The following is an 18,588-nucleotide window of genomic DNA, read 5'->3' on the forward strand; positions in this document are numbered from 1 at the left end:
GGAATGTGGAGCGGTAGCGTGGGCGACCCCGGGGTAGGGGTGTCGTGTACGCCAGAAGTAGTCCCGGGAAGATTCGAACTTCCGTCGAAGCCCCCAGAAGGCTTCAGGATTGGCCACTACCCTACGGGACTGCGTGGCTGCACCAGACAAAACGGGTGTGGTGGTTATTAGTGTTGCGAAGCAGCGCCGACAGCCGGGGGCGAGCCACCCACGGCGTATACGTGGATATATCGACGCCTATTTGCGGCCCGAGAATGCACGGACGCGTATGTACATCGGACGGTTCGTCGTCGTGGGGCCGTCGGTTGCGGCGTACCGCGTGTCCTCGCGGTCGTTCCCGAACCGCAAGCTCATCGAGCGCCCGGCGGGGCTGACGGTGGTGCCGACGGCCGACGCCGAGGAGACGACCAACCCCTACGTGTCGTACAACTGCGTGCGGACGGCTGGCGGACACGCCGTCGTGGGCAACGGCAGCCACGTCGACCCGATCACGGAGAAAGTCGACCGCGGATACCCGCCCCGGGACGCGCTCACGGAGGCGTTGCTGGCCATGGACTACGAGAAAGACGACTACGACACGCCCCGGATCGCGGGCGTGCTGGCGCCCGACGGCACCGCGTACGTCGGGATCGTGCGCGCGGACGCAGTGCTCGTGCGGGCGGTCGAGGAGCCGACGCTGGTCGCGACCTACGAGAAAGACGCGCCCGAGGCGATCGGCTTCGACGCCGCGACGGCTGCGGACGCGGCGCGTGAGGCGTACAGCGCGGCGTTCGAACACGCGGTGTGTGCGGCCGGCGTCAGCCGGCGGGGCGTGGGCGACGGCTACGACACCGCCGTGGTGAACGATCCCTAGCGGGGCGACCGGAGAACTAAGACCGGGGACGACCGAGACGTACGTATGCGAATCGGCGTTGTCTCGGACATCCACTCGAACCTGGTTGCATTGGAGGCCGTGCTCGCGGACATGCCGGCGGTCGATCAACTCGTGTGCGCGGGCGACGTGGTGGGCTACAATCCGTGGCCGGCCGCGTGTGTCGACACGCTGCGGGAGCGCGGCGTGCCGACGGTGATGGGCAACCACGACCGGATGGTGGCGACCGGGCAGAACTTCCAGGGGAACGGCATGGCGCAGGCCGGCATCGAACACGCCGTCGAGGAGCTACACGACGTCCAGCGGACGTGGATCGAGAACCGGCCCGCGGAGCAGCGGCTCGCGGACGGGCGCGTGCGCGTGATCCACGACCACCCCGAGTTCCGGGACAAGTACACCTACCCCGACGAGTTCGAGCCGTCGCTGCTGGGGCGTGGCACCGACGACGACACCCCGATCGAGGACGTGTTGATCCTGGGACACACGCACGTCCAGCACCACGAGACGTACGCGGCGGGCGTCGTGATGAACCCGGGCAGCGTCGGACAACCGCGCGACGAGGACCCGCGGGCGGCGTACGCGGTCGTGGACGTCGACGACCTGTCGGTGACCGAGCACCGCGTCGAGTACGACATCGACGCTGTGCAGGCGGCGGTCTCGGATGCGGGGCTGCCGGCCCGGACTGCCGACCGGCTGGCGAGCGGCCGGTAGGCGGGTTACGCGACCGGCTGGAGGGCCGCGGAGAAATGCCGGAGTTCGGTCAGTTCGGGTTCGGAGACGATCTCCAGGCCGGTGACGTCGGTGCCGCGCTCGCAGACCGCGGCGGCGGTGTCGGCGACGTGGTCGAGGTGGTCGGGGCCGTACGTGCGGCGGGGGAGCGCGAGCCGAACGAGGTCGCGGCGGTCGGTGTCGGGGAACGCGAACCGGCCGAGTTCCACGGCGCGAACGCCGCCCTCGCGGTAGAGCTCACAGACGAACGCCTGCCCGGGGAACTGCTCGCGTGGGAGATGGGGGAGCGCGGCGTTGGCGTCGATGTAGACGGCGTGGCCGCCGGTCGGCTGGTAGATGGGGACATCGCGGTCGGTGAGGGCGTCCGCGAGCCGCTGGACCTGGGCGACGCGTTCGGCGACGTACGGCGGTTCGACGGCCTCCCGGAGGCCGACGGCGAACGCCGCCATGTCGCGGCCGGACATCCCGCCGTACGTCGAGAAGCCCTCGTAGAGGATGCCGCGCTGGCGGCACTGCTCGTGGAGGCGGCCGTCGTCGTGGAGGCCGACGAACCCGCCGACGTTGACCAGGCCGTCTTTCTTCCCGCTCATGACGCAGGCGTCGGCGTACGAGAGCTGCTCGCGGGCGATGGCGGCGACGGAGTCGTGCTCGTAGCCGGGTTCGCGCTGCTGGACGAAGTGGGCGTTCTCGGCGAACCGGCAGGCGTCGATAACGAACGTGGCGTCGATGTCGTCGGCGAACGCGGCGACCTCGCGGGTGTTCTCGATGCTGACCGGCTGGCCGGCCATGGAGTTGTTGGTGATGGTGAGCACGACGACGGGGACGGCGTCCGCGCCGACGTCGTCGACGACGCGGCGGGCGCGTTCGACCGAGAAGTTGCCCTTGAACGGGGCGTCGGTGTCGGGGTCGCGCGCGCCGTCGACGGGGCAGTCGACGGGCGTGGCGTCGTTGGCGGCGACGTGCGCCCGCGTGGTGTCGAAGTGGGCGTTGTTCAGAACGGTGTCGCCCGCCGAGAGCACCGCCCCGTAGAGGACGTTTTCAGCGCCCCGGCCCTGGTGGGCGGGGATGATGTGCTGGAACCCCATCACGTCCTCGGCGGCGGCCGCGAGGTCCTCGAAGCTGGCGCTGCCGGCGTAGGCTTCGTCGCCCTGCAGCATGGCCGCCCACTGGTCGTTGCTCATGGTTCCGGTTCCCGAATCGGTCAGCAGGTCGACGGCCACGTCGTCGCTTGCGAGTTCGAAGACGTTGTGGCCGGCGTCCGCGAGCGCGGCCTCGCGGTCCGCCCGGCTGGTGTCCTCGATGCGGTCGACCATCGTGGCTGTGTGAGAACGCATACGAAACCGGGAGAACGGCGACCGCCATAGGTCCGGCGTGAGAACTCCGTACGGCGGTGTACAACTGCGTGCGGTGGTGTGGGGTTGGCTACGAGCCGAAGCCGTTCTGGACGACATCGAGGGCCGGCTCGCGGTCCGCCCAGGAGACGAAAACCGCGACGGAGGTGGCCGAGGAGATGATGTCGATGACGTTGATGTTGCGGTCGGCGAGCGGGTCGATGATGCGACAGAGGACGCCCGGGCGGTTGGGGAGTTCGCCGCCGAGCACGCGGATCGCCGCGATGTCGTCGGTGACGGTGACCGAGGACAGCTCGGAGACGGCGATGACCTCCTGGTGGAGGATGTTCTCGGCGCGCTCGGCCACTGACTCGTCGACGTAGAACGTCATCGAGTCCATGCCGGAGGCCACGGCGTCGACGTTGATGTCGCTGTCAGAGAGCGCCGTCGAGAGCGCGGACGTGATGCCGGGGCGGTTGCGGATGGCGCGCCCGGCGACGGTCAGACAGGCCAGCGGCGAGTCCCGCATGTCGATCATGCTCTCGAAGGTGCCCTCGATGCGCGTGCCCCCGGACAGCAGGTCGCCGTGCTGGTAGTGGATCACGCGGACGTCGAGGGCGTCGTCTTTGAACGAGAGCGCGGACGGCGCGATGACTTCCGCGCCGCGAAACGAGAGGTTGCGGAGTTCGTCGACGGTGATGCGGCCGACGTTGCGTGCGCCCTCAACGACCTGGGGGTCGCCGGTCATGATGCCCTCCACGTCGGTGACGATGACGACCTCGTCGGCGTCGAGGTACCGCCCGAGCATCACCGCGGTCGTGTCCGAGCCGCCGCGCCCGAGCGTGGTGACGTTGCCCTGTGGGTCCTCTGCGAGGAACCCCGTGATCACGGGGACGGTGTCCCCGAGCCGGCCCGCGAGGCGGTCAACGCCGGCGGCCGTCGCGTCGGCGTCGACTTCACCGCGCTCGTTGGTGACGATCGGCCAGTCGGTGGTCCCGGGTTCGAGGAACGTCGCGTCGACGCCGCGAGCGGCCAGCGCGGCCTTCAGCATGCGCACGGACGTGCGTTCGCCCATCGAAACGATCTCCGCGCGGTCGGGTTCGTCGGCGTCGAACGTGATGTCGTCGAGCAGTTCGTCGGTGGTGTTGCCCATCGCCGACGCCACCACCGCGATCTCGTGGCCGGCCGCAACGGCGTCCGCGATGGAGTCCGCAGCGCGCTCCACGCGGTCGCCGCTCCCGAGGCTGGTGCCGCCGAACTTCGTGACTACGCGCACCGGCGGTCACCCGTACAGCGTCCCGTACTCATTGCCGCCGGCTATGGGAGCCACCGTAGATAACTGCTTGCATGGGTGAGAAGGTTGCCGGCCGGCCCGCACACGAGTTTCAAGAGGGCAGGCGGTGTAGGCGTGTGTATGCACGTTCGGGACGCGACAGCCGGCGACACGGCTGCGGTGGCGGGGCTCGCGGCGGCCGACATCGACGCCGCCCGGCTCATCCGTGACCGGACCGTTCAGGTCGCGGTGGCCGACGACGGCGACGAGGAGGACGTGATCGGGTTCCTGTCCTACGAGACAGGACGGGACGCAGTACACATCACGCGCATCGCGGGAGACGCCGAAGCGGTCGAGGCGTTGCTCGACCCGCCACAGACGTTTGCGACCCGGGAGACGTTGCCAGTGGAAGTCGTCCGGCCGGCCAACGGAACGGACGACATCACGGCAGCGCTGGTAGCTGCGTCCTTCGAGAGCGCCGGCCCGGGACCGGTGTTCGCCGGCGAACCGACGACCCGGTACCGGTGGGAGCCGTAGTCTAGAGGTCGCGGGTGTTGAACCGCCAGTAGCCGATCGCGGGCACACCGAGGAGCCACGCGATGGCGATCACGAGGAGGACCCACTTGCTGGTGGCCAATGCGGCAGGGGTGTTCATTACACTCGTGAACCCCGCACGGGCAGTGGTAATCGCGTCCGTCGGCGGGATCTGGTTGAGGAATTGACGCCGTCCAGGGGTGAGATTAAGAATGGAGTCCTCGGACGTGGTGTACGCGACGACGGACAGGATCAGCGGCCAGACGAAACTGAGCAGCGTGTAGAACCCGGCGGCGATGATGGTTGACCGTGATGTGGAGCGAGCGAGCGCCGATAGCCCGACGCCGATCGAGGTGTAGACCAGCGCAAGCAGGAGCGCGAACACGGCGAATCCCAGGTAGTTGATGGCGTCTACGGTGGTGTACACGGCGAACACGTATGCGCCGGCGGACACCACACCGATGAAGACGGCGATGAGCATGACTGCGCTGCGGCCGACGATCTTCCCGATGACGACGTCGCGGCGGGTGTGCGGCAGCGACAGCAGTAACTTCGACGTGCCGGATTCGAGTTCGCCGCTGATCGAGTGGATCGTGGCGAGGAGGGCAGTGATCGGGATGAGGAAGTTGACCGGACCCGAGAGAACGGTTAACAGCCCGAAGGTGCTGGTGTCGAAGTAGTATCCGTACCCGGCCGCAGCACCCAGCATGAACACCACGAACAACGCCGTGAGCGCCCAGAGGGCTTTCGATCGGACGGCGTCGCTGAAGTCCTTGCGTGCGATCGCGGCCCAGCTCATGCGGGCATCTCCTCCGTCGTGTAGGCGGAGAACACGTCGTCCAGGGACGCGTCTTCGGTGGCGAAGTCCTGGACGGTCGCGCCGGTGGATTCGATGGCGTCGAGGACGTCCGTTTTCGACGCGTCGCCGGTCCGAACAACCAGATCGGAGGCATCGACGGACACCTCCGAGACGCCGGGGATGGCGTTGGCGGCGGCGACGGCGTCGTCAGTGACCGCGTCCAGGGTGACCGTCAGCGTGGTGGTGGCGTCGGTGGCCTCCCGGAGCGCGTCGATGGAGTCCTCGGCGACGAGCGTGCCGTTCTGCAGGATACCGGCGTGGTCACAGATGGCCTCAACCTGGCCGAGAATGTGACTGGAGAAGAACACGGTCGTGCCGCGGTTGGCTTCCTCGGTGAGGATCGACCGCATCTCCCGCGCGCCGTTGGGGTCCAGGCCGGAGGAGGGTTCGTCGAGCAGCAGCATCTCGGGGTCGCCGACGAGCGCGATGGCGAGCCCGAGGCGTTGTCGCATTCCCGTCGAGAACCCGCCGGCTTTGCGGTCGGCGGCCTCCGGGATGCCGACGCGGTCGAGCAGCGCATCGGGATCGTTGGTGGCGTTCTTGGAGTCGATGGCGAACTCCACGTGTTTGCGTGCGGTGAGGCGGTCGTAGACCGAGAACCCCTCGGGCAGCACGCCGATGCGCTGGCGGATCGCCTGGGAGTCGGCCTGCGCGTCGTACCCCAGAATCGTTGCGCTTCCGGTGGTCGGCCGCACGAAGTCCAGAAGGATGTTGATCGCCGTCGATTTCCCCGCCCCGTTGGGGCCGAGGAAGCCGTATATCTCGCCCTCGTCGACCGTTATGTTGAGGTCTGTGAGGGCGGTGACGTCCCCATAGCGCTTGGAGACGCCGCTGAGTTCGATCGCTGGCATACGTTTGCTCAGATTACACGTGTTGGTAAATCGGTTGGGGTGGTTCTCAGCGCCAGCGAGCGCGGCGTTACACCGTGTCGTCGGGGTCGTGCTCGTCGCGCATGCGGGACGCCTCCGTGCCGTAGCGGTCGACATCGGCGGGGTCCTCGACGGGGTCGAGGTCGTCGGCGGCGACATCCACGGCGGCGGTGGGGTCGCCGGCGTTCAGCGAGCGCTGTTTGCGGTGGACGTGTTCGCCGTCGGGCGTGGCGTACGTCAGGCTCAACAGGCCCTTGTCGGTGTATTCGCGGAAGACCAGCCATGCGCGCTCGGTGTCGCTCATGCGTGAGGGTTCGGTGAGCGACTCCTTGAAGCGTTCGTCGTGGCGCGGAGCGCGACGGCGCTACGAGAGCAGTCGGGCGGCGAACCCACCGACGGCCGACAACACGACGTTGATTGCGACGGTCAGGAGGAGGGAGATCAGGACAACGATGATGAGGAAGGGGGTGCCGGCGGCGAACGTGCCGGCGGCGATGGCTGCCCAGATGACGTAGCTGGGCGCGCCGAACACGGCCCCGGCGAGTGCGCCGTCGAGGGTGGGGCTGCGTGTCGAGGCGGTGCCGGCGACGGCACCGCCGACGAGTTGCGAGAACGGGATGAAGGAGATGGCGGTGGCCACCAGCCCACCGAGCAGCGGGGCGTGCCAGCGCGGCGGGCTGTCACCGACGGCGATCAGGTCGCGGACGCGGCCCCGGTAACGGAAGAACGAGGCGGCGATGAGGACGGTGCCGACGCCGGCGACGAGGAACCCGATGGCAGTCCACGTGAGGAGGGTCTCGATGGCGGCGGCAAGCGCCGGTTGGGAGATGGAGAACGTGAACTCCGGGTCCGCGGTGAGTTCAGCGGCGAGCTCGGTGGCGAAAGCACTGCGGTCGAGGTTGACGAGCAACAGCCCGATGAGGGCGATGATGAGCCCCTGAACGACGAGCAAGGCGGCGATGACGTAGTCGAGTTTGGTGTCGTACAACAGCGACGACTCGCGTGGGGTGTTCGGCGTGGCCATTGTCAGTGGCGTCCACTGGGTGGCCCGTAAGTCCACCGGTGGATGGGGTGGGAGACCCGGTGGTTGAAAGCCGTCGCGGGCGTACGTGGGTGTGATGAACGGCGACGAGGTGCGGGCGCGCGCGAGCGAGCTGCCGGCGGAGCCGGGCGTCTACCAGTTCGTCGCGCGCGACCCCGATGGGACGGCCGACGGGGAGCGAGTGCTGTACGTGGGGAAAGCCGTGGACATCCGCGACCGGGTGCGGTCGTACGGCGACCCGCGCAGCGAGCGCATCGCCGGAATGGTGGCGCGCGCCGACGACGTGACCGTGGCCGTGACGGACACCGAAACGCAGGCGCTGTTGCTCGAAGCGAACCTGGTGAAACGCCACCAGCCGCGGTACAACGTCCGCCTGAAAGACGACAAGTCCTATCCGCTGGTGCAGGTGACCAGCCACCGGGAAGCGCCACGGATCGAGGTGACGCGGGACCCGGATCCGGGGGCGGCGGCGTTCGGCCCCTACACCGACAAGGGGGACGTGGAGACAGTCGTGAAAGCGGTGCGGTCGGTGTACGGGCTGCGTGGGTGTTCGGAGCACAAGTACCGGGACCGCGAGCGGCCGTGTCTGGACTACGAGATGGGGTTGTGTGCCGCACCGTGCACGGGCGCGATCAGCGAGCGCGAGTACCGCGAAGCCGTCGAGAGCGCGACGCGGTTCTTCGAGGGGGAGACGGGCGCGCTCGCGGATCCACTCCGGCGGGAGATGGAGGTGGCGGCGCAGGCCGAGGCGTTCGAGCGCGCGGCGAACCTCCGGGATCGGCTGGCGGTCGTCGAGGGGTTCCACGTGGGCGGCGGCGCGGCGGTCGCCGCCGGCGACGCGGACGCCGGGGCGTCGACTGACGTGCTGGGCGTCGCCGTGGAGGGCGACGCCGCGACGGTGGCGCGGCTGCACGCCGAGGGCGGGCAGCTCGTCGAGCGCGACCAGCATCGACTGGACGCTCCGCAGGGCGAGGATCGGGTGGCGGCGGTGCTGGCGGCGTTTCTCGTGCAGTACTACGCCGAGCGCGACCTGCCCGAGCGCATCCTGTTGCCCGAACCCCATGGCGACGACGAGGTGGCGGCGTGGCTGGACGCCGCGGACGTGGCCGTTGGCGTTCCGGGTGCTGGCCGGGAGGCGAGGCTCGTGGAGTTGGCACTGAAGAACGCGCACCGCCGGGCCGGGGGCGGCGACGAACTCGGGGCGCTGGCTGACGCGCTGGGCGTCCGGCGGCCCGAGCGCATCGAGGGGGTTGACGTGAGCCACGCCCAGGGCCGGGAGGTCGTCGGCAGCAACGTCTGCTTCGTGGACGGCAGCGCGGAGACGGCGGACTACCGCCGCAAGAAGCTCGACGAGGAGAACGACGACTACGCGAACATGCGCCGGCTGGTGGGGTGGCGGGCAGAGCGCGCCGTCGACGGCCGCGACGACCGGCCGGACCCGGACGTGTTGCTGGTGGACGGCGGCCGGGGGCAACTGGACGCCGCGCTTGACGCCGTCGAGGCCGCCGGCTGGGACGGCCCCGACGCCGTGATCGCGCTGGCGAAAGACGAGGAGGTCGTGGTGACGCCCGACCGCACGTACGACTGGGGGAGCGACGCCCCCCAGTTGCACGTCCTGCAACGCGTCCGCGACGAAGCCCACCGGTTCGCGGTGGCGTACCACCGGACGCTGCGCGACGACGTGACGACGGCGCTGGACGGCATCACGGGCGTCGGGCCGGAGCTGCGGGCGCGGCTGCTGGGGCGGTTCGGGAGCGTCGCGGGCGTGCGACAGGCGTCGGTGGAGGACCTCCGGGATGTCACGGGTGTCGGCGAGGCGACCGCGGAAACCATCGCCAAGCGGCTGTGAGTGTGGCGGTCAGTCCCAGTCGAGGGAGCCGCCCTGCTGGTACTCCGAGACGTTGCGCTCGAAGAAGTTCGTCTCAGTGTTCAAGTCGACCTGCTCGGTCATCCACGGGAAGGGGTTGTCGGTGCCGTAGACGGGGTCCATGCGGAGCTGTTGGAAGCGTCGGTCGGCGACGTATTCGACGTAGTCCGCGAACTGTTCGCTTGACATCCCCAGGAGATCGTCGGGGCAGGCGTCGCGGGCGTACAGCTGTTCGAGGTCGACGGCGTCCCGCATCAGGGAGTCAACCTCGGCCTCGAAGTCATCGGTCCAGACGCCGGGGTGCTCGTCCCGGATCTGATTGATGAGGTCGACGCCGAAGTTCAAATGCAGTGACTCGTCGCGCATGATGTACTCGAACTGCTCGCCGACACCAACCATCTTCCCGCGGCGCTTCAGCGCGAGCATCATCGCGAACCCGGCGTAGAAGAAGATGCCCTCCATGATGACATAGAAGCCGACGAGATCCCGCAGGAAGTCCCGGAGGTCGTCGTCGGTGTCGATCGTGAACGTCTGATCGTCGACGGCGCGCGTGAGACCGACGACGAACTCGTCTTTTTCGGCGATGCTAGGGATGCGGTCGTACATCCCATACATGTGCTCGGGGTCGAACCCGAGGCTGTCACAGCAGTAGATGAACGTGTCCGTGTGGACGGCCTCCTCGTAGGCCTGCCGGAGGAGGTACTGCCGGCATTCGGGGGCGGTGACGTACTCGTAGATCGCGAGCACGATGTTGTTCGCGGTGAGGGATTCGGCCGTCGAGAAGAACCCGAGGTTCCACTCCACGAGCTGGCGCTCGGCGTCGGTGAGTTCGTTGCCCTGCCACTGGGAGATGTCGCCTTGCATCGCCACCTCTTCGGGCGTCCAGTTGTTCGCAACGCCCTGCTGGTAGTACTCCCGCGCCCAGTCGTAGTCGATGGGCAGGATCTTGTTGGGGTCGTGTTCGGCGTCGCTGTCGAGGACCGGCATCACTGACACACCTCGCAGGTGGGGTCTTCGACACTCGGTAGGTCACCGTCCGCCTCGTCGTCATCACCCCGGAATTGGGTGTCGTCGTACTCGTCCATGTCCAGCGTCGTCTTCTCGATCTGGCTGGCGCCGAGCGTGCGCAGATAGTACGTCGTCTTCAGGCCGAGTTCCCACGCCGTCTGGTACACCTCGGAGAGCTTCGAGCCGTCCGTTTCGGGGAAGAAGACGTTCACCGACTGGCTCTGGTCGATCCAGACGCCGCGGCGCGCGGCGAGCCGGAGCTGGTGGCGCGGGTCGATCTCGAAGGCGGTCCGGTACAGTTCCTGTACGTCCTCGGGCACCGCGTCGAGTTCCTGCACGGAACCGTCGTGGTAGGTGAGTTTGTCGCGGAGTTCTTCGGTCCACAAGTCTCGTTCTTCGAGGTCGGCGACGAGGCGGTCGTTGACCACCGTGAAGTCGCCGCTCATGTTGGATTTGACGTAGAGGTTCGAGTAGACGGGTTCGATGGAGGGCGTGGTGCCAGCGATGGTGGAGATGGTGGCGGTGGGTGCGACCGCCATCGTGTTCGAGTTGCGCATGCCGTGGGTGGCGACGCGCTGACGCACGTCGCTCCAGTCGAGGCGTTCCTCGCGCGGGACCGGAATCTCGCGGCCGCGCTCGGATTCGAGGCGATCAACGGTGTCCTGCGGGAAGACGTCCCGGTCCCACTTCGAGCCCTCGTAGCTCTCGTAGGTGCCGCGCTCGGCGGCGAGGTCAGCCGAGGCACCGATGGCGTGGTAGGCGACGTACTCCTGGAGTGCGTCGGCGCGGTCGAGCGCGTCGTCGCTGGCCATCGGCACCCGCATCTGCTGGAGGGCGTCGTGGAACCCCATCACGCCCAGGCCAACCGGCCGGTGGCGCATGTTCGAGCGCTCGGCGTTCTCCGTCGGGTAGAAGTTCAGGTCGACGACGTTGTCCAGCATCCGCATCGCGGTTTCTACCGTGTCAGAGAGCTGTTCGCGGTCGATGTCGCCGTCGTCGAGGTGGCGCGCGAGGTTGACGCTCCCGAGGTTGCAGACCGCCGTCTCCTCCTCGGAGGTGTTGAGCGTGATCTCCGTGCAGAGGTTCGAGGAGCGCACTGTACCGGCGTGGTCCTGTGGGGAGCGCACGTTACAAGGGTCCTTGAAGGTGAGCCAGGGGTGGCCTGTCTCGAAGAGGCGGGTGAGCATGGTGCGCCAGAGGTCGGTGGCGTCCACGCGCTCGAAGCGCTGGATGTCACCGTCGTCAGCCATCGCCTCGTACTCGCGGTAGCGCTCGGCGAAGTCGCTGCCGTACAGTTCGTGGAGGTCGCCGGTTTCCTTCGGAGAGAACAGCGTCCACCGCTTGTCAGCGCGCACGCGCTCCATGAACAGATCGGGGATCCAGGCGGCGGTGTTCATGTCGTGGGTGCGGCGGCGTTCGTCGCCGGTGTTCCGGCGGAGGTCACAGAACGCGGGGAAGTCAAGGTGCCAGCACGCGAGGTAGGCGGCGGCCGCGCCCCGGCGTTTCCCCGAGCGGTTGATCGCGGCGGTCACGTCGTTCGAGATTTTGAGGAACGGGACGGTACCCGTTGACTCGACGCCCGTGGATTCGATGAGCGAGCCGGCGGCGCGCAGCGGCGTCCAGTCGTTGCCGAGGCCGCCGCTCCACTTCGAGAGTTTGGCGTGTTCCTTGTACGCGTCGAAGATGCCGTCCAAGTCGTCGGGAACGGTGGTAAGATAACACGACGACAGCTGGGCGTGGGTGGTGCCGGCGTGGAAGAGGGTGGGCGTCGAGTGGACGAACCGCAGCGTGGACAGCGCGTCGTAGAACTCGATGGCGTACTCCTCGCGGTCGGCGGGGTCCTCGCGAAGCGCGACGCCCATGGCGACGCGCATCCAGAACGGCTGTGGGAGTTCAAACGGGTCGGCGTCGGGCTCCCGGAGGAAGTACCGCTGTCGGAGGGTGTCCATGGCCATGTAGTCGAGGCGGTCGTCGCGGGCCGGGGTGATGGCGTCTGCGAGGCGGTTAAGGTCGTAGTCGCCCATGCGCTCGTCGAGGAGATCGGCGTCGAGGCCGCGCTGGATGCCGTCACGGAACGCTTGCCGGGTGGCGGCATCCCGGGTGGCGGGGTCGTAGTCGTCGACGAGGCGGCGTTCAAGGCGCTCGCGGAGCACGCGTCCCGCGACGGTCTTGTACGCGGGGTGGCGGTCGATGCGGCCGGTGAGCGCGCCGAGCAGGGCGTCGTATCGTTCGTCGGTGGTGGCGTCGTCGTAGGCGTTGCGTGTGGCTTCGGTGAGGATGCGGTCGCGGGCGTCGGAGTCGATGTCGTCTTCGTGATCGGTGAGCGCGCGGTCGAGTGCCGCAGCGACCATGTCGGATGTGGCTGATGTGGCGTGGGTCATGTGTCGTCTGCCGAGCGGGGCCGCCGCTGAGCGTGGCAGTCGCTATCCGCGAAAACGCCTGCAAGCGGGCCGCTCGGTCGTGTTCAGTCACAGTCGCGGCCACCGAATAAAGCTTACCAACTAAACTTGTAGAAGTACAATCTAAGTTGATGAAGCGTGTGTGTAAACGACCGTGATGTTTAGTGGCTGGGGAAACGACAGCTAGCCGGAATGAGCCACGATAATGCCCCCGGCGGACGTGTCGACGGGCAGCGCCACCACGGCGACGAGGGGCTGGGCTGGCGGCTGGCCCACATGCCAGGCGTCGTCGTCGCAAACCTCCGAGACCACGTCAGCGAGTGGCCCGACCGCTACGTCGACCAGCAGGCAGCGCTGTACGAGCGGTGATCAGTCCTCGATTCCGACTGTCAACACTGGGATGGGGGACGTGCGGACGACCTTTTCTGCGACGCTGCCGACGAGATAGTGGTCCATCCCGGTGCGGCCGTGGGTCCCCATCACCACCACGTCAGCGCCGGCGTCGCCGGCGTGCGCCACGATTGCCTCGTGGGGGATGCCCTCGATGACGGCCGTTTCAGTCCGAACGTCATCGGGGAGCCCGGCCGCCGTTTCGCGGACCGCGGCCTCGGCGCGCTCGTGCTCGCGCTCCGCCCACGCGTCGCCGGCGAGCCCGGCGCTGGGCGACTCGAAGCGGTTGCGTTCGTCGGCCACCGAAACGACGTGAACCATGGCGTCAAACGCCGACGCAACGGTCGCGGCGTGCTCGGCGGCGGCCGCCGTCCCCTCGCTCCCGTCGGTCGGGAGCAGAATCGTCTCGTACACGTCAGACACCCCCAGCAGCCATCAGGAACAACGCCACGGAGACGACTGCGAACAGGCCGCCAACGCCCTGTTTGATGGTTTCAGTGTCCAGCGCGGCGGAGACATACGGCGCGATCTGGCCGCCGGTGACGGTCGCCGGGACCGTCCACACGACCATGTTCCACGGCGTCGTCGCGAGGTCGATGGAGTGCCCGCCGACCAGCCCGCCGCCGAAGACGTGGACGAGCGACGCGATGATGGCAGTGCTTGCGACCACGATGTGGTTCGTGCCGATGGCGACCCGCACGGGGATCTTCGAGGACAGCATCGAGATGATGCCGAGTTCGCCGATACCGAACCCGGCCAGCCCCTGGAAGGTGCCGCCGACGCTGTAGTTCCCGAACCGCCGGAGGTAGCCGCCGCGGTCGTACTCGTAGGTGTCGCCGTCGCGGTCAACCCGGGTGACCGCGCCGTCGTCGACGCGCACGCCCGCCGGGCCGAGCTTGTCGGGGTCGTCGGGCAGGTTCGACCCGCCGTCGGCGGCCGCCGCGTGGCTGTCGTCGCTGTCGGCGGTGTCGCCGTGGCCGAGGTCTGCCTTGAACAGGAGCAATGACGCCGCAAGCAGTGCGACGCCAAGCAGCGCGTGGAAGACTGGCTCCGGGATGACAAAGGAGAGCAGCGCGCCGCCGACGACGAACGGCAGCCCGCCGGCCACCAGCGACAGCGCAAGCTTCCGATCAACGAGGCCGTACTGTACGAACGCGATGGCGGAACTGGACAGACCGAATGACTCGCTGATGAGGCCGATTTTCACGAGTGTTTCGGCTTCCAGAGGGTCCGCAAAGAGCGGGAACACGAAGATGAGGAACGGCACGAACAGCGCCGACCCACTGATGCCGACGGTGTTGACCGTGATCGCGCCCAGCAGGAACACGGGGAACAGCCACCAGAAGTTCGTCCAGTAGCCCGGCACAGGGTCGGCGGGGGCGAGTGGCCCGAAGAAGACGCCGATGACGAAGGCGACGGGCGCGAGGAACACGAAAACGTGCTGGTACTTCAAGAAGAGTTTCGTTGCCCGGTCCCGGCCGGACGGCGTATCAGTGTCGGTCACGCCGCAGACCCCTCCGCTGTGGGCGGCTGAATCGGGTGTCCGGGGTGGCGATCCGTGGCTGCAGCGGTTGTCAACATACTGGCGGCGGCTAACCAGTTGATGGCTGAAAAGCGTTGGTTTCTCCGTCAAGCGAAGCGGCAAGCGGTGCCGCGGGCTGACCAGCGAGCCGCCGTCTCACCAGTCCTCAGTTTCGGGTGCGACGCCGCCGGGGTCCTCGGGGGCGTCGCCGCCGTCGAGGTCGAACGCCTCGCGGAGCTCCCGCATGCGGTCGCGGATGTCGGCGGCGAGTTCGAACTCGAGGTTGCTCGCGGCGTCTTCCATGCGTGCTTCGAGGTCCTCGACGAGCAGGGCGGCCTCCTGCTCGTCGCTGGGGGCGTCCCCGGCGACGTCTGCGGTGTCGGTCTCAGCACCGGGGAGGTTCATGTCGCCGACGGCCTTCTCGATGGTGGTCGGTGTGGTGCCGTGGTCCTCGTTGAACGCCCGCTGGATGCGGCGGCGGCGCTGGGTTTCGTCGATGGCGGCCTGCATCGCGTCCGTGGTCTCGTCGGCGTACAGGACGACCTCGCCGTTGACGTTCCGGGCGGCGCGCCCCATCGTCTGCACGAGGCTGGTCTCCGAGCGCAGGAACCCCTGCTGGTCGGCGTCGAGGATCGCCACCAGGCTGACCTCCGGGATGTCCAACCCCTCCCGCAGCAGGTTGATGCCCACGAGCACGTCGTACTCGCCCAGTCTGAGCCCGCGCACGAGTTCGTGGCGCTCCAGGGTGTCCGTCTCGTCGTGCATGTACTCGACGGCCACCCCGGCTTCTTCGAGGTATTCGGTGAGATCCTCGGCCATGCGTTTCGTGAGCGTCGTAACGAGCACGCGCTCGTCGCGGGCGACGCGCTCGTCGATGCGGTCCATGAGGTCCTCGACCTGCCCGGTGGCGTCGGCGATCGAGATGTCGGGGTCGACGAGGTGTGTGGGGCGCACGATCTGCTCGACGACGTTCGCGGACTGCGCGCGCTCGTGGTCGCCCGGCGTCGCGGAGACGTACAGCGTGCGGTCGGTTTTGTCCGCGAACTCCGCGAAGGTCAGCGGGCGGTTGTCGTAGGCCGTCGGCAGCCGGAAGCCGTTGTCCACGAGGCTGTCCTTGCGTGATTTGTCGCCCTCGTACTGGCCCTTGATCTGGGGGACGGTGCGGTGGGACTCGTCGATGACGGTGAGGAAGTCGTCGGGGAAGTAATCGAGCAGCGTGTAGGGGGCGTCCCCGACCTCGCGGTCCGAGAGGTACACCGAGTAGTTCTCGATGCCCGAACAGTAGCCGGCCTCCGCCATCATCTCCAGGTCGAAGGTGGTGCGCTCCTCGATGCGCTGGGCGGCCACCATGTCCCCGGTGCGCTCGAAATGCCGGACGCGCTCGTGCATGTCCGTCCGAATCCGCTTGATCGCCTGCTCCATCTCGGCGTCGGGCACCGAGTAGTGCTCGGCGGGGTGGAACAGGACCGCCGGCTCCTCGCTCTCGACGGTGCCCTCCAGGGGGTCGAGTTTCGCCATGCGGTCGATCTCGTCGCCCCAGAACTCCACCCGCACGGGGTAGCGGCCGTACATCGGGTACACTTCGACGGTGTCGCCCCGGACTCGGAAGGTGCCCTGCGTGAAATCCACGTCGTTGCGGTCGTAGTTCAGGTCCACGAGCTTCGCGAGCAGCTGGTCGCGGCCGATGGACTGCCCGCGCTCGACGCGCAGGCTCATCTCCTCGTAGTTACGCGGGTCCCCGAGCCCGTAGATCGCGGACACCGACGCCACGACGATGACGTCGTCGCGGGTCAGCAGCGACCGCGTCGCGGAGTGGCGCAGCCGGTCGATCTCGTCGTTGATCGAGGCGTCTTTCTCGATGTACTTGTCGGTCTGCTCGACGTACGCCTCGGGCTGGTAGTAGTTGTAGTAGGAGACGAAATACTCCACGGCGTTGTCGGGGAACAGCGACCGGAACTCCTCGTAGAGCTGTGCGGCAAGCGTCTTGTTGTGCGCGATGACCAGCGTGGGCTGCTGGAGTTCCTCGACGACCCACGAGACGGTGTTGGTCTTCCCGGAGCCGGTCACGCCGAGCAGCGTCTGCTGTTGTGCGCCCTGCTCGTAGCCCGCGACCAGTTCCGCGATGGCGTCGGGCTGGTCGCCCGCCGGGTCGAAGGGCGCTTCGACGCGGAACGGCACGTCGGCCTCGGGTCGGTCCGGCTGGAGGGGGCCGCTGGCGTCACTCATTACACCGGGGTACGTGCGGGGCGCACTTCAGGAGCGCGCCCGGCGGGCTAGCAGACCGGCTTGGGGTTGACGCCCATCGACTCCAGCTGGGCGGTGTACTCGTCGTAGGCCGCCTGGATGGCGGCGTCGGCGGCGTCACTGGCGGTCTGCCAGTCGTCGTCCGCCGCACAGACGGCGTCGAGGAGGTCGAGCGTGCGTTCTAGCTGGTCGTCGAGGTCGCCCTTGAGGTCGCGGAACAGCTGTGCGGTCTGGGGGTCGGCCTGGCCGACGAAAAAGCCCGTGAACTGTTCTTTTGATTTCTCCGTGGCGAGGATGCGCCCCAGGAGGCCGCCGAGGCGAGCGGCAGTGGTATCGAGGCCCCGGAGGTGGGTGTGCATCGCGTTCGCGTCGTCAGAGGCGGGCTCGTGGGCGTCGAGTTCCCCGCGGACGGCGTCGTAGTGGTCGCGTTCCTCGCTTGCGGTGGTGGCGAACGCCGCCTGGGCGTCGGCGTGGGGTTCGGTGTCCGCCCACGCGGCGAACGTTTCGGCGGCGGCGTATTCGGCGTCCGCGGCGGCCACCAACACCGGGTCGGGATCCATCTCCCCGCCGGTGTCGGCGTACAGCGACTTCGAGGAGCCGAGCCGCGAGAGCGCGGTGTCGTTGGCCGTGCGGACTGCGTCGTGAAGTTCGCTGGCGTCCATGCTGAGGCGTTGGGGCGCTGGCGGCTTGTATGCTGGCGTCGGCGATCCGGGCGGCCGGCTGCGGGGCGGGTCGCGTCGGTCAGTCGGTGACGCTCACTCGCCGGTCTCGACGGGCGCGCCGACGAGGTTGCCCCACTCCGTCCAGGAGCCGTCGTAGTTGACGGTGTTGTCGTAGCCCAGCAGCTCGTGGAGCGCGAACCACGCGATCGAGGAGCGCTCGCCGATGCGGCAGTACGCGACGGTGGTTTCGTCGCCGTCGATGCCCTGGTCGGCGTACAGCGATCGGAGTTCGTCGGCGGACTTGAACGTGCCGTCGGCGTTGACCGTGGCGGCCCACGAGATGTTCTCCGCGCCGGGGATGTGGCCGCCCCGCTGGGCGGTCTCCTGGAGGCCTGGCGGCGCGAGGATCTCGCCGCTGAACTCCTCTGGCGAGCGCACGTCGACCAGCGGCAGGCCCTTGTCGATGGCGTTCTCGACGTCGTCGCGGTACGCCCGGATGCCCTCGAAGGGGCCGCTGGCGTCGTAGTCCGTCGCGGAGAACGACGGCGGCTCCTCGCTGGTCGGGTAGTCGTTGTCCACCCAGTAGTCCCGGCCGCCGTCGAGGAGTTTCACGTCGTCGTGGCCGTAGTATTTGAACTGCCAGTAGGCGTAGGCGGCGAACCAGTTGGAGTTGTCGCCGTAGAGGACGACCGTGGAGTCCTCGGTGATGCCGTGGCTGCCCAGCAGCGATTCGAAGGCGTCCTTGTCGAGGATGTCCCGGGTGGTCTGGTCCTGCAGTTGGGTCTCCCAGTTGAACCCGATGGCACCGGGGGCGTGTGACTCCTCGTAGGCTTCGGTGTCGACGTCGACCTCCACGAGTCGGTGGTCGGGGTCGTCGCTCCGGAACTGGTCGAGGTGGTCGTCGACCCAGTCGGCGGTGACGAGTACGTCGGTGGCGTAATCTGCCATACGCAATGGGTGAACGCCCACGTACATAACTCTCGGTGCC

Annotated in this window: 18 protein-coding genes and 1 tRNA gene; 5 read left to right on the plus strand and 14 right to left on the minus strand. The window is 68.1% G+C overall.

All coding sequences use genetic code 11. The annotated features are described in order from the left end of the window. Positions 1-58: 58 nt before the first annotated feature. Positions 59-131, minus strand: a tRNA-Gln gene (locus JT689_RS11025). 137 nt (positions 132-268) lie between these two features. Here JT689_RS11025 and purO point away from each other — a divergent pair. Together purO and JT689_RS11035 are read left to right on the plus strand one after the other, a co-directional pair. Further along, positions 269-853: an IMP cyclohydrolase gene (purO, locus tag JT689_RS11030; protein WP_205251224.1), complete on the plus strand. Its 585-nt coding sequence runs from the start codon at positions 269-271 to the stop codon at positions 851-853. Between the two features lie 45 nt (positions 854-898). Beyond that, entirely contained in the window at positions 899-1,582 is a 684-nt protein-coding gene (locus tag JT689_RS11035; protein WP_205251225.1) for a metallophosphoesterase family protein, read from the plus strand. A gap of 5 nt (positions 1,583-1,587) precedes the next feature. On the opposite strand, the gene JT689_RS11040 is transcribed toward JT689_RS11035, so the two are convergent. Both JT689_RS11040 and JT689_RS11045 read right to left on the minus strand, forming a co-directional pair. Further along, a complete protein-coding gene (locus JT689_RS11040) occupies positions 1,588-2,934 on the minus strand; it encodes a tryptophanase (protein WP_205251226.1) in 1,347 nt (448 codons plus the stop codon). A gap of 88 nt (positions 2,935-3,022) precedes the next feature. Beyond that, positions 3,023-4,207, minus strand: coding sequence for an aspartate kinase (locus JT689_RS11045; protein WP_010903772.1), 1,185 nt, complete (start codon positions 4,205-4,207; stop codon positions 3,023-3,025). A 138-nt stretch (positions 4,208-4,345) separates the two neighbouring features. Between JT689_RS11045 and JT689_RS11050 the strand changes: the two genes are divergently transcribed. Then, a complete protein-coding gene (locus JT689_RS11050; protein ID WP_205251227.1) occupies positions 4,346-4,741 on the plus strand; it encodes a hypothetical protein in 396 nt (131 codons plus the stop codon). Between the two features lies 1 nt (position 4,742). Here the strand turns inward: JT689_RS11050 and JT689_RS11055 are convergent, their stop codons facing one another. The 4 genes from JT689_RS11055 to JT689_RS11070 form a co-directional block, all read right to left on the minus strand. After that, positions 4,743-5,537: an ABC transporter permease gene (locus tag JT689_RS11055; protein WP_205251228.1), complete on the minus strand. Its 795-nt coding sequence runs from the start codon at positions 5,535-5,537 to the stop codon at positions 4,743-4,745. Continuing rightward, on the minus strand, positions 5,534-6,448 hold the full coding sequence (locus tag JT689_RS11060) for an ABC transporter ATP-binding protein (protein ID WP_010903775.1): 915 nt from the start codon (positions 6,446-6,448) through the stop codon (positions 5,534-5,536). Before JT689_RS11060 ends, JT689_RS11055 begins: the two co-directional genes overlap by 4 nt. 67 nt (positions 6,449-6,515) lie before the next feature. Continuing rightward, positions 6,516-6,770 carry a hypothetical protein gene (locus tag JT689_RS11065; RefSeq protein ID WP_010903776.1) on the minus strand — a complete coding sequence of 85 codons (255 nt, stop codon included), beginning with the start codon at positions 6,768-6,770 and terminating at the stop codon, positions 6,516-6,518. A gap of 60 nt (positions 6,771-6,830) precedes the next feature. Beyond that, positions 6,831-7,490, minus strand: a complete 660-nt coding sequence (locus JT689_RS11070) for a DUF5518 domain-containing protein (RefSeq protein ID WP_205251229.1) — start codon at positions 7,488-7,490, stop codon at positions 6,831-6,833. A 94-nt stretch (positions 7,491-7,584) separates the two neighbouring features. Between JT689_RS11070 and JT689_RS11075 the strand changes: the two genes are divergently transcribed. Next, positions 7,585-9,357: an excinuclease ABC subunit C gene (locus JT689_RS11075; RefSeq protein ID WP_205251230.1), complete on the plus strand. Its 1,773-nt coding sequence runs from the start codon at positions 7,585-7,587 to the stop codon at positions 9,355-9,357. A 9-nt stretch (positions 9,358-9,366) separates the two neighbouring features. On the opposite strand, the gene JT689_RS11080 is transcribed toward JT689_RS11075, so the two are convergent. Together JT689_RS11080 and JT689_RS11085 are read right to left on the minus strand one after the other, a co-directional pair. Beyond that, positions 9,367-10,362, minus strand: a complete 996-nt coding sequence (locus JT689_RS11080) for a ribonucleotide-diphosphate reductase subunit beta (protein ID WP_205251231.1) — start codon at positions 10,360-10,362, stop codon at positions 9,367-9,369. Continuing rightward, positions 10,362-12,764, minus strand: a complete 2,403-nt coding sequence (locus tag JT689_RS11085; RefSeq protein WP_205251232.1) for a ribonucleoside-diphosphate reductase subunit alpha — start codon at positions 12,762-12,764, stop codon at positions 10,362-10,364. Before JT689_RS11085 ends, JT689_RS11080 begins: the two co-directional genes overlap by 1 nt. Positions 12,765-12,974: 210 nt before the next feature. Here JT689_RS11085 and JT689_RS11090 point away from each other — a divergent pair, with 210 nt between their 5' ends. Next, positions 12,975-13,151 (plus strand): hypothetical protein, encoded by a 177-nt coding sequence (locus tag JT689_RS11090; protein WP_205251233.1) that lies wholly within the window; start codon positions 12,975-12,977, stop codon positions 13,149-13,151. Here the strand turns inward: JT689_RS11090 and JT689_RS11095 are convergent, their stop codons facing one another. The 5 genes from JT689_RS11095 to JT689_RS11115 all read right to left on the minus strand — a co-directional run bounded on the left by JT689_RS11095 (position 13,152) and on the right by JT689_RS11115 (position 18,554). Continuing rightward, positions 13,152-13,586 carry a universal stress protein gene (locus JT689_RS11095; RefSeq protein ID WP_205251234.1) on the minus strand — a complete coding sequence of 145 codons (435 nt, stop codon included), beginning with the start codon at positions 13,584-13,586 and terminating at the stop codon, positions 13,152-13,154. Position 13,587: 1 nt separating this feature from the next. Then, positions 13,588-14,676, minus strand: coding sequence for a sulfite exporter TauE/SafE family protein (locus JT689_RS11100; protein ID WP_205251235.1), 1,089 nt, complete (start codon positions 14,674-14,676; stop codon positions 13,588-13,590). Between the two features lie 174 nt (positions 14,677-14,850). After that, the gene (uvrB, locus tag JT689_RS11105) at positions 14,851-16,920 is read right to left on the minus strand and encodes an excinuclease ABC subunit UvrB (protein ID WP_205251236.1); all 2,070 of its coding nucleotides are present in this window, start codon (positions 16,918-16,920) and stop codon (positions 14,851-14,853) included. Positions 16,921-16,967: 47 nt separating this feature from the next. Then, positions 16,968-17,600, minus strand: coding sequence for a hypothetical protein (locus tag JT689_RS11110; RefSeq protein ID WP_010903785.1), 633 nt, complete (start codon positions 17,598-17,600; stop codon positions 16,968-16,970). 93 nt (positions 17,601-17,693) lie between these two features. Next, on the minus strand, positions 17,694-18,554 hold the full coding sequence (locus JT689_RS11115) for a sulfurtransferase (protein ID WP_345944591.1): 861 nt from the start codon (positions 18,552-18,554) through the stop codon (positions 17,694-17,696). Positions 18,555-18,588 lie beyond the last annotated feature (34 nt).

It is taken from the genome of Halobacterium sp. GSL-19 (assembly GCF_016917855.1).
In the GTDB taxonomy this organism is placed as follows: Archaea; Halobacteriota; Halobacteria; order Halobacteriales; family Halobacteriaceae; genus Halobacterium; species Halobacterium salinarum.

Excerpts from the sequence above, each read along its gene's own strand:
- JT689_RS11040 (WP_205251226.1), bottom strand. The coding sequence starts at position 2,934 with ATGCGTTCTCACACAGCCACGATGGTCGACCGCATCGAGGACACCAGC.
- JT689_RS11070 (WP_205251229.1), bottom strand. The coding sequence starts at position 7,490 with ATGGCCACGCCGAACACCCCACGCGAGTCGTCGCTGTTGTACGACACC.
- JT689_RS11080 (WP_205251231.1), bottom strand. The coding sequence starts at position 10,362 with ATGCCGGTCCTCGACAGCGACGCCGAACACGACCCCAACAAGATCCTG.
- JT689_RS11050 (WP_205251227.1), top strand. The coding sequence starts at position 4,346 with ATGCACGTTCGGGACGCGACAGCCGGCGACACGGCTGCGGTGGCGGGG.
- JT689_RS11055 (WP_205251228.1), bottom strand. The coding sequence starts at position 5,537 with ATGAGCTGGGCCGCGATCGCACGCAAGGACTTCAGCGACGCCGTCCGA.
- JT689_RS11110 (WP_010903785.1), bottom strand. The coding sequence starts at position 17,600 with ATGGACGCCAGCGAACTTCACGACGCAGTCCGCACGGCCAACGACACC.
- JT689_RS11065 (WP_010903776.1), bottom strand. The coding sequence starts at position 6,770 with ATGAGCGACACCGAGCGCGCATGGCTGGTCTTCCGCGAATACACCGAC.
- JT689_RS11060 (WP_010903775.1), bottom strand. The coding sequence starts at position 6,448 with ATGCCAGCGATCGAACTCAGCGGCGTCTCCAAGCGCTATGGGGACGTC.
- JT689_RS11090 (WP_205251233.1), top strand. The coding sequence starts at position 12,975 with ATGAGCCACGATAATGCCCCCGGCGGACGTGTCGACGGGCAGCGCCAC.
- JT689_RS11035 (WP_205251225.1), top strand. The coding sequence starts at position 899 with ATGCGAATCGGCGTTGTCTCGGACATCCACTCGAACCTGGTTGCATTG.
- JT689_RS11075 (WP_205251230.1), top strand. The coding sequence starts at position 7,585 with ATGAACGGCGACGAGGTGCGGGCGCGCGCGAGCGAGCTGCCGGCGGAG.
- purO (WP_205251224.1), top strand. The coding sequence starts at position 269 with ATGTACATCGGACGGTTCGTCGTCGTGGGGCCGTCGGTTGCGGCGTAC.
- JT689_RS11085 (WP_205251232.1), bottom strand. The coding sequence starts at position 12,764 with ATGACCCACGCCACATCAGCCACATCCGACATGGTCGCTGCGGCACTC.
- uvrB (WP_205251236.1), bottom strand. The coding sequence starts at position 16,920 with ATGAGTGACGCCAGCGGCCCCCTCCAGCCGGACCGACCCGAGGCCGAC.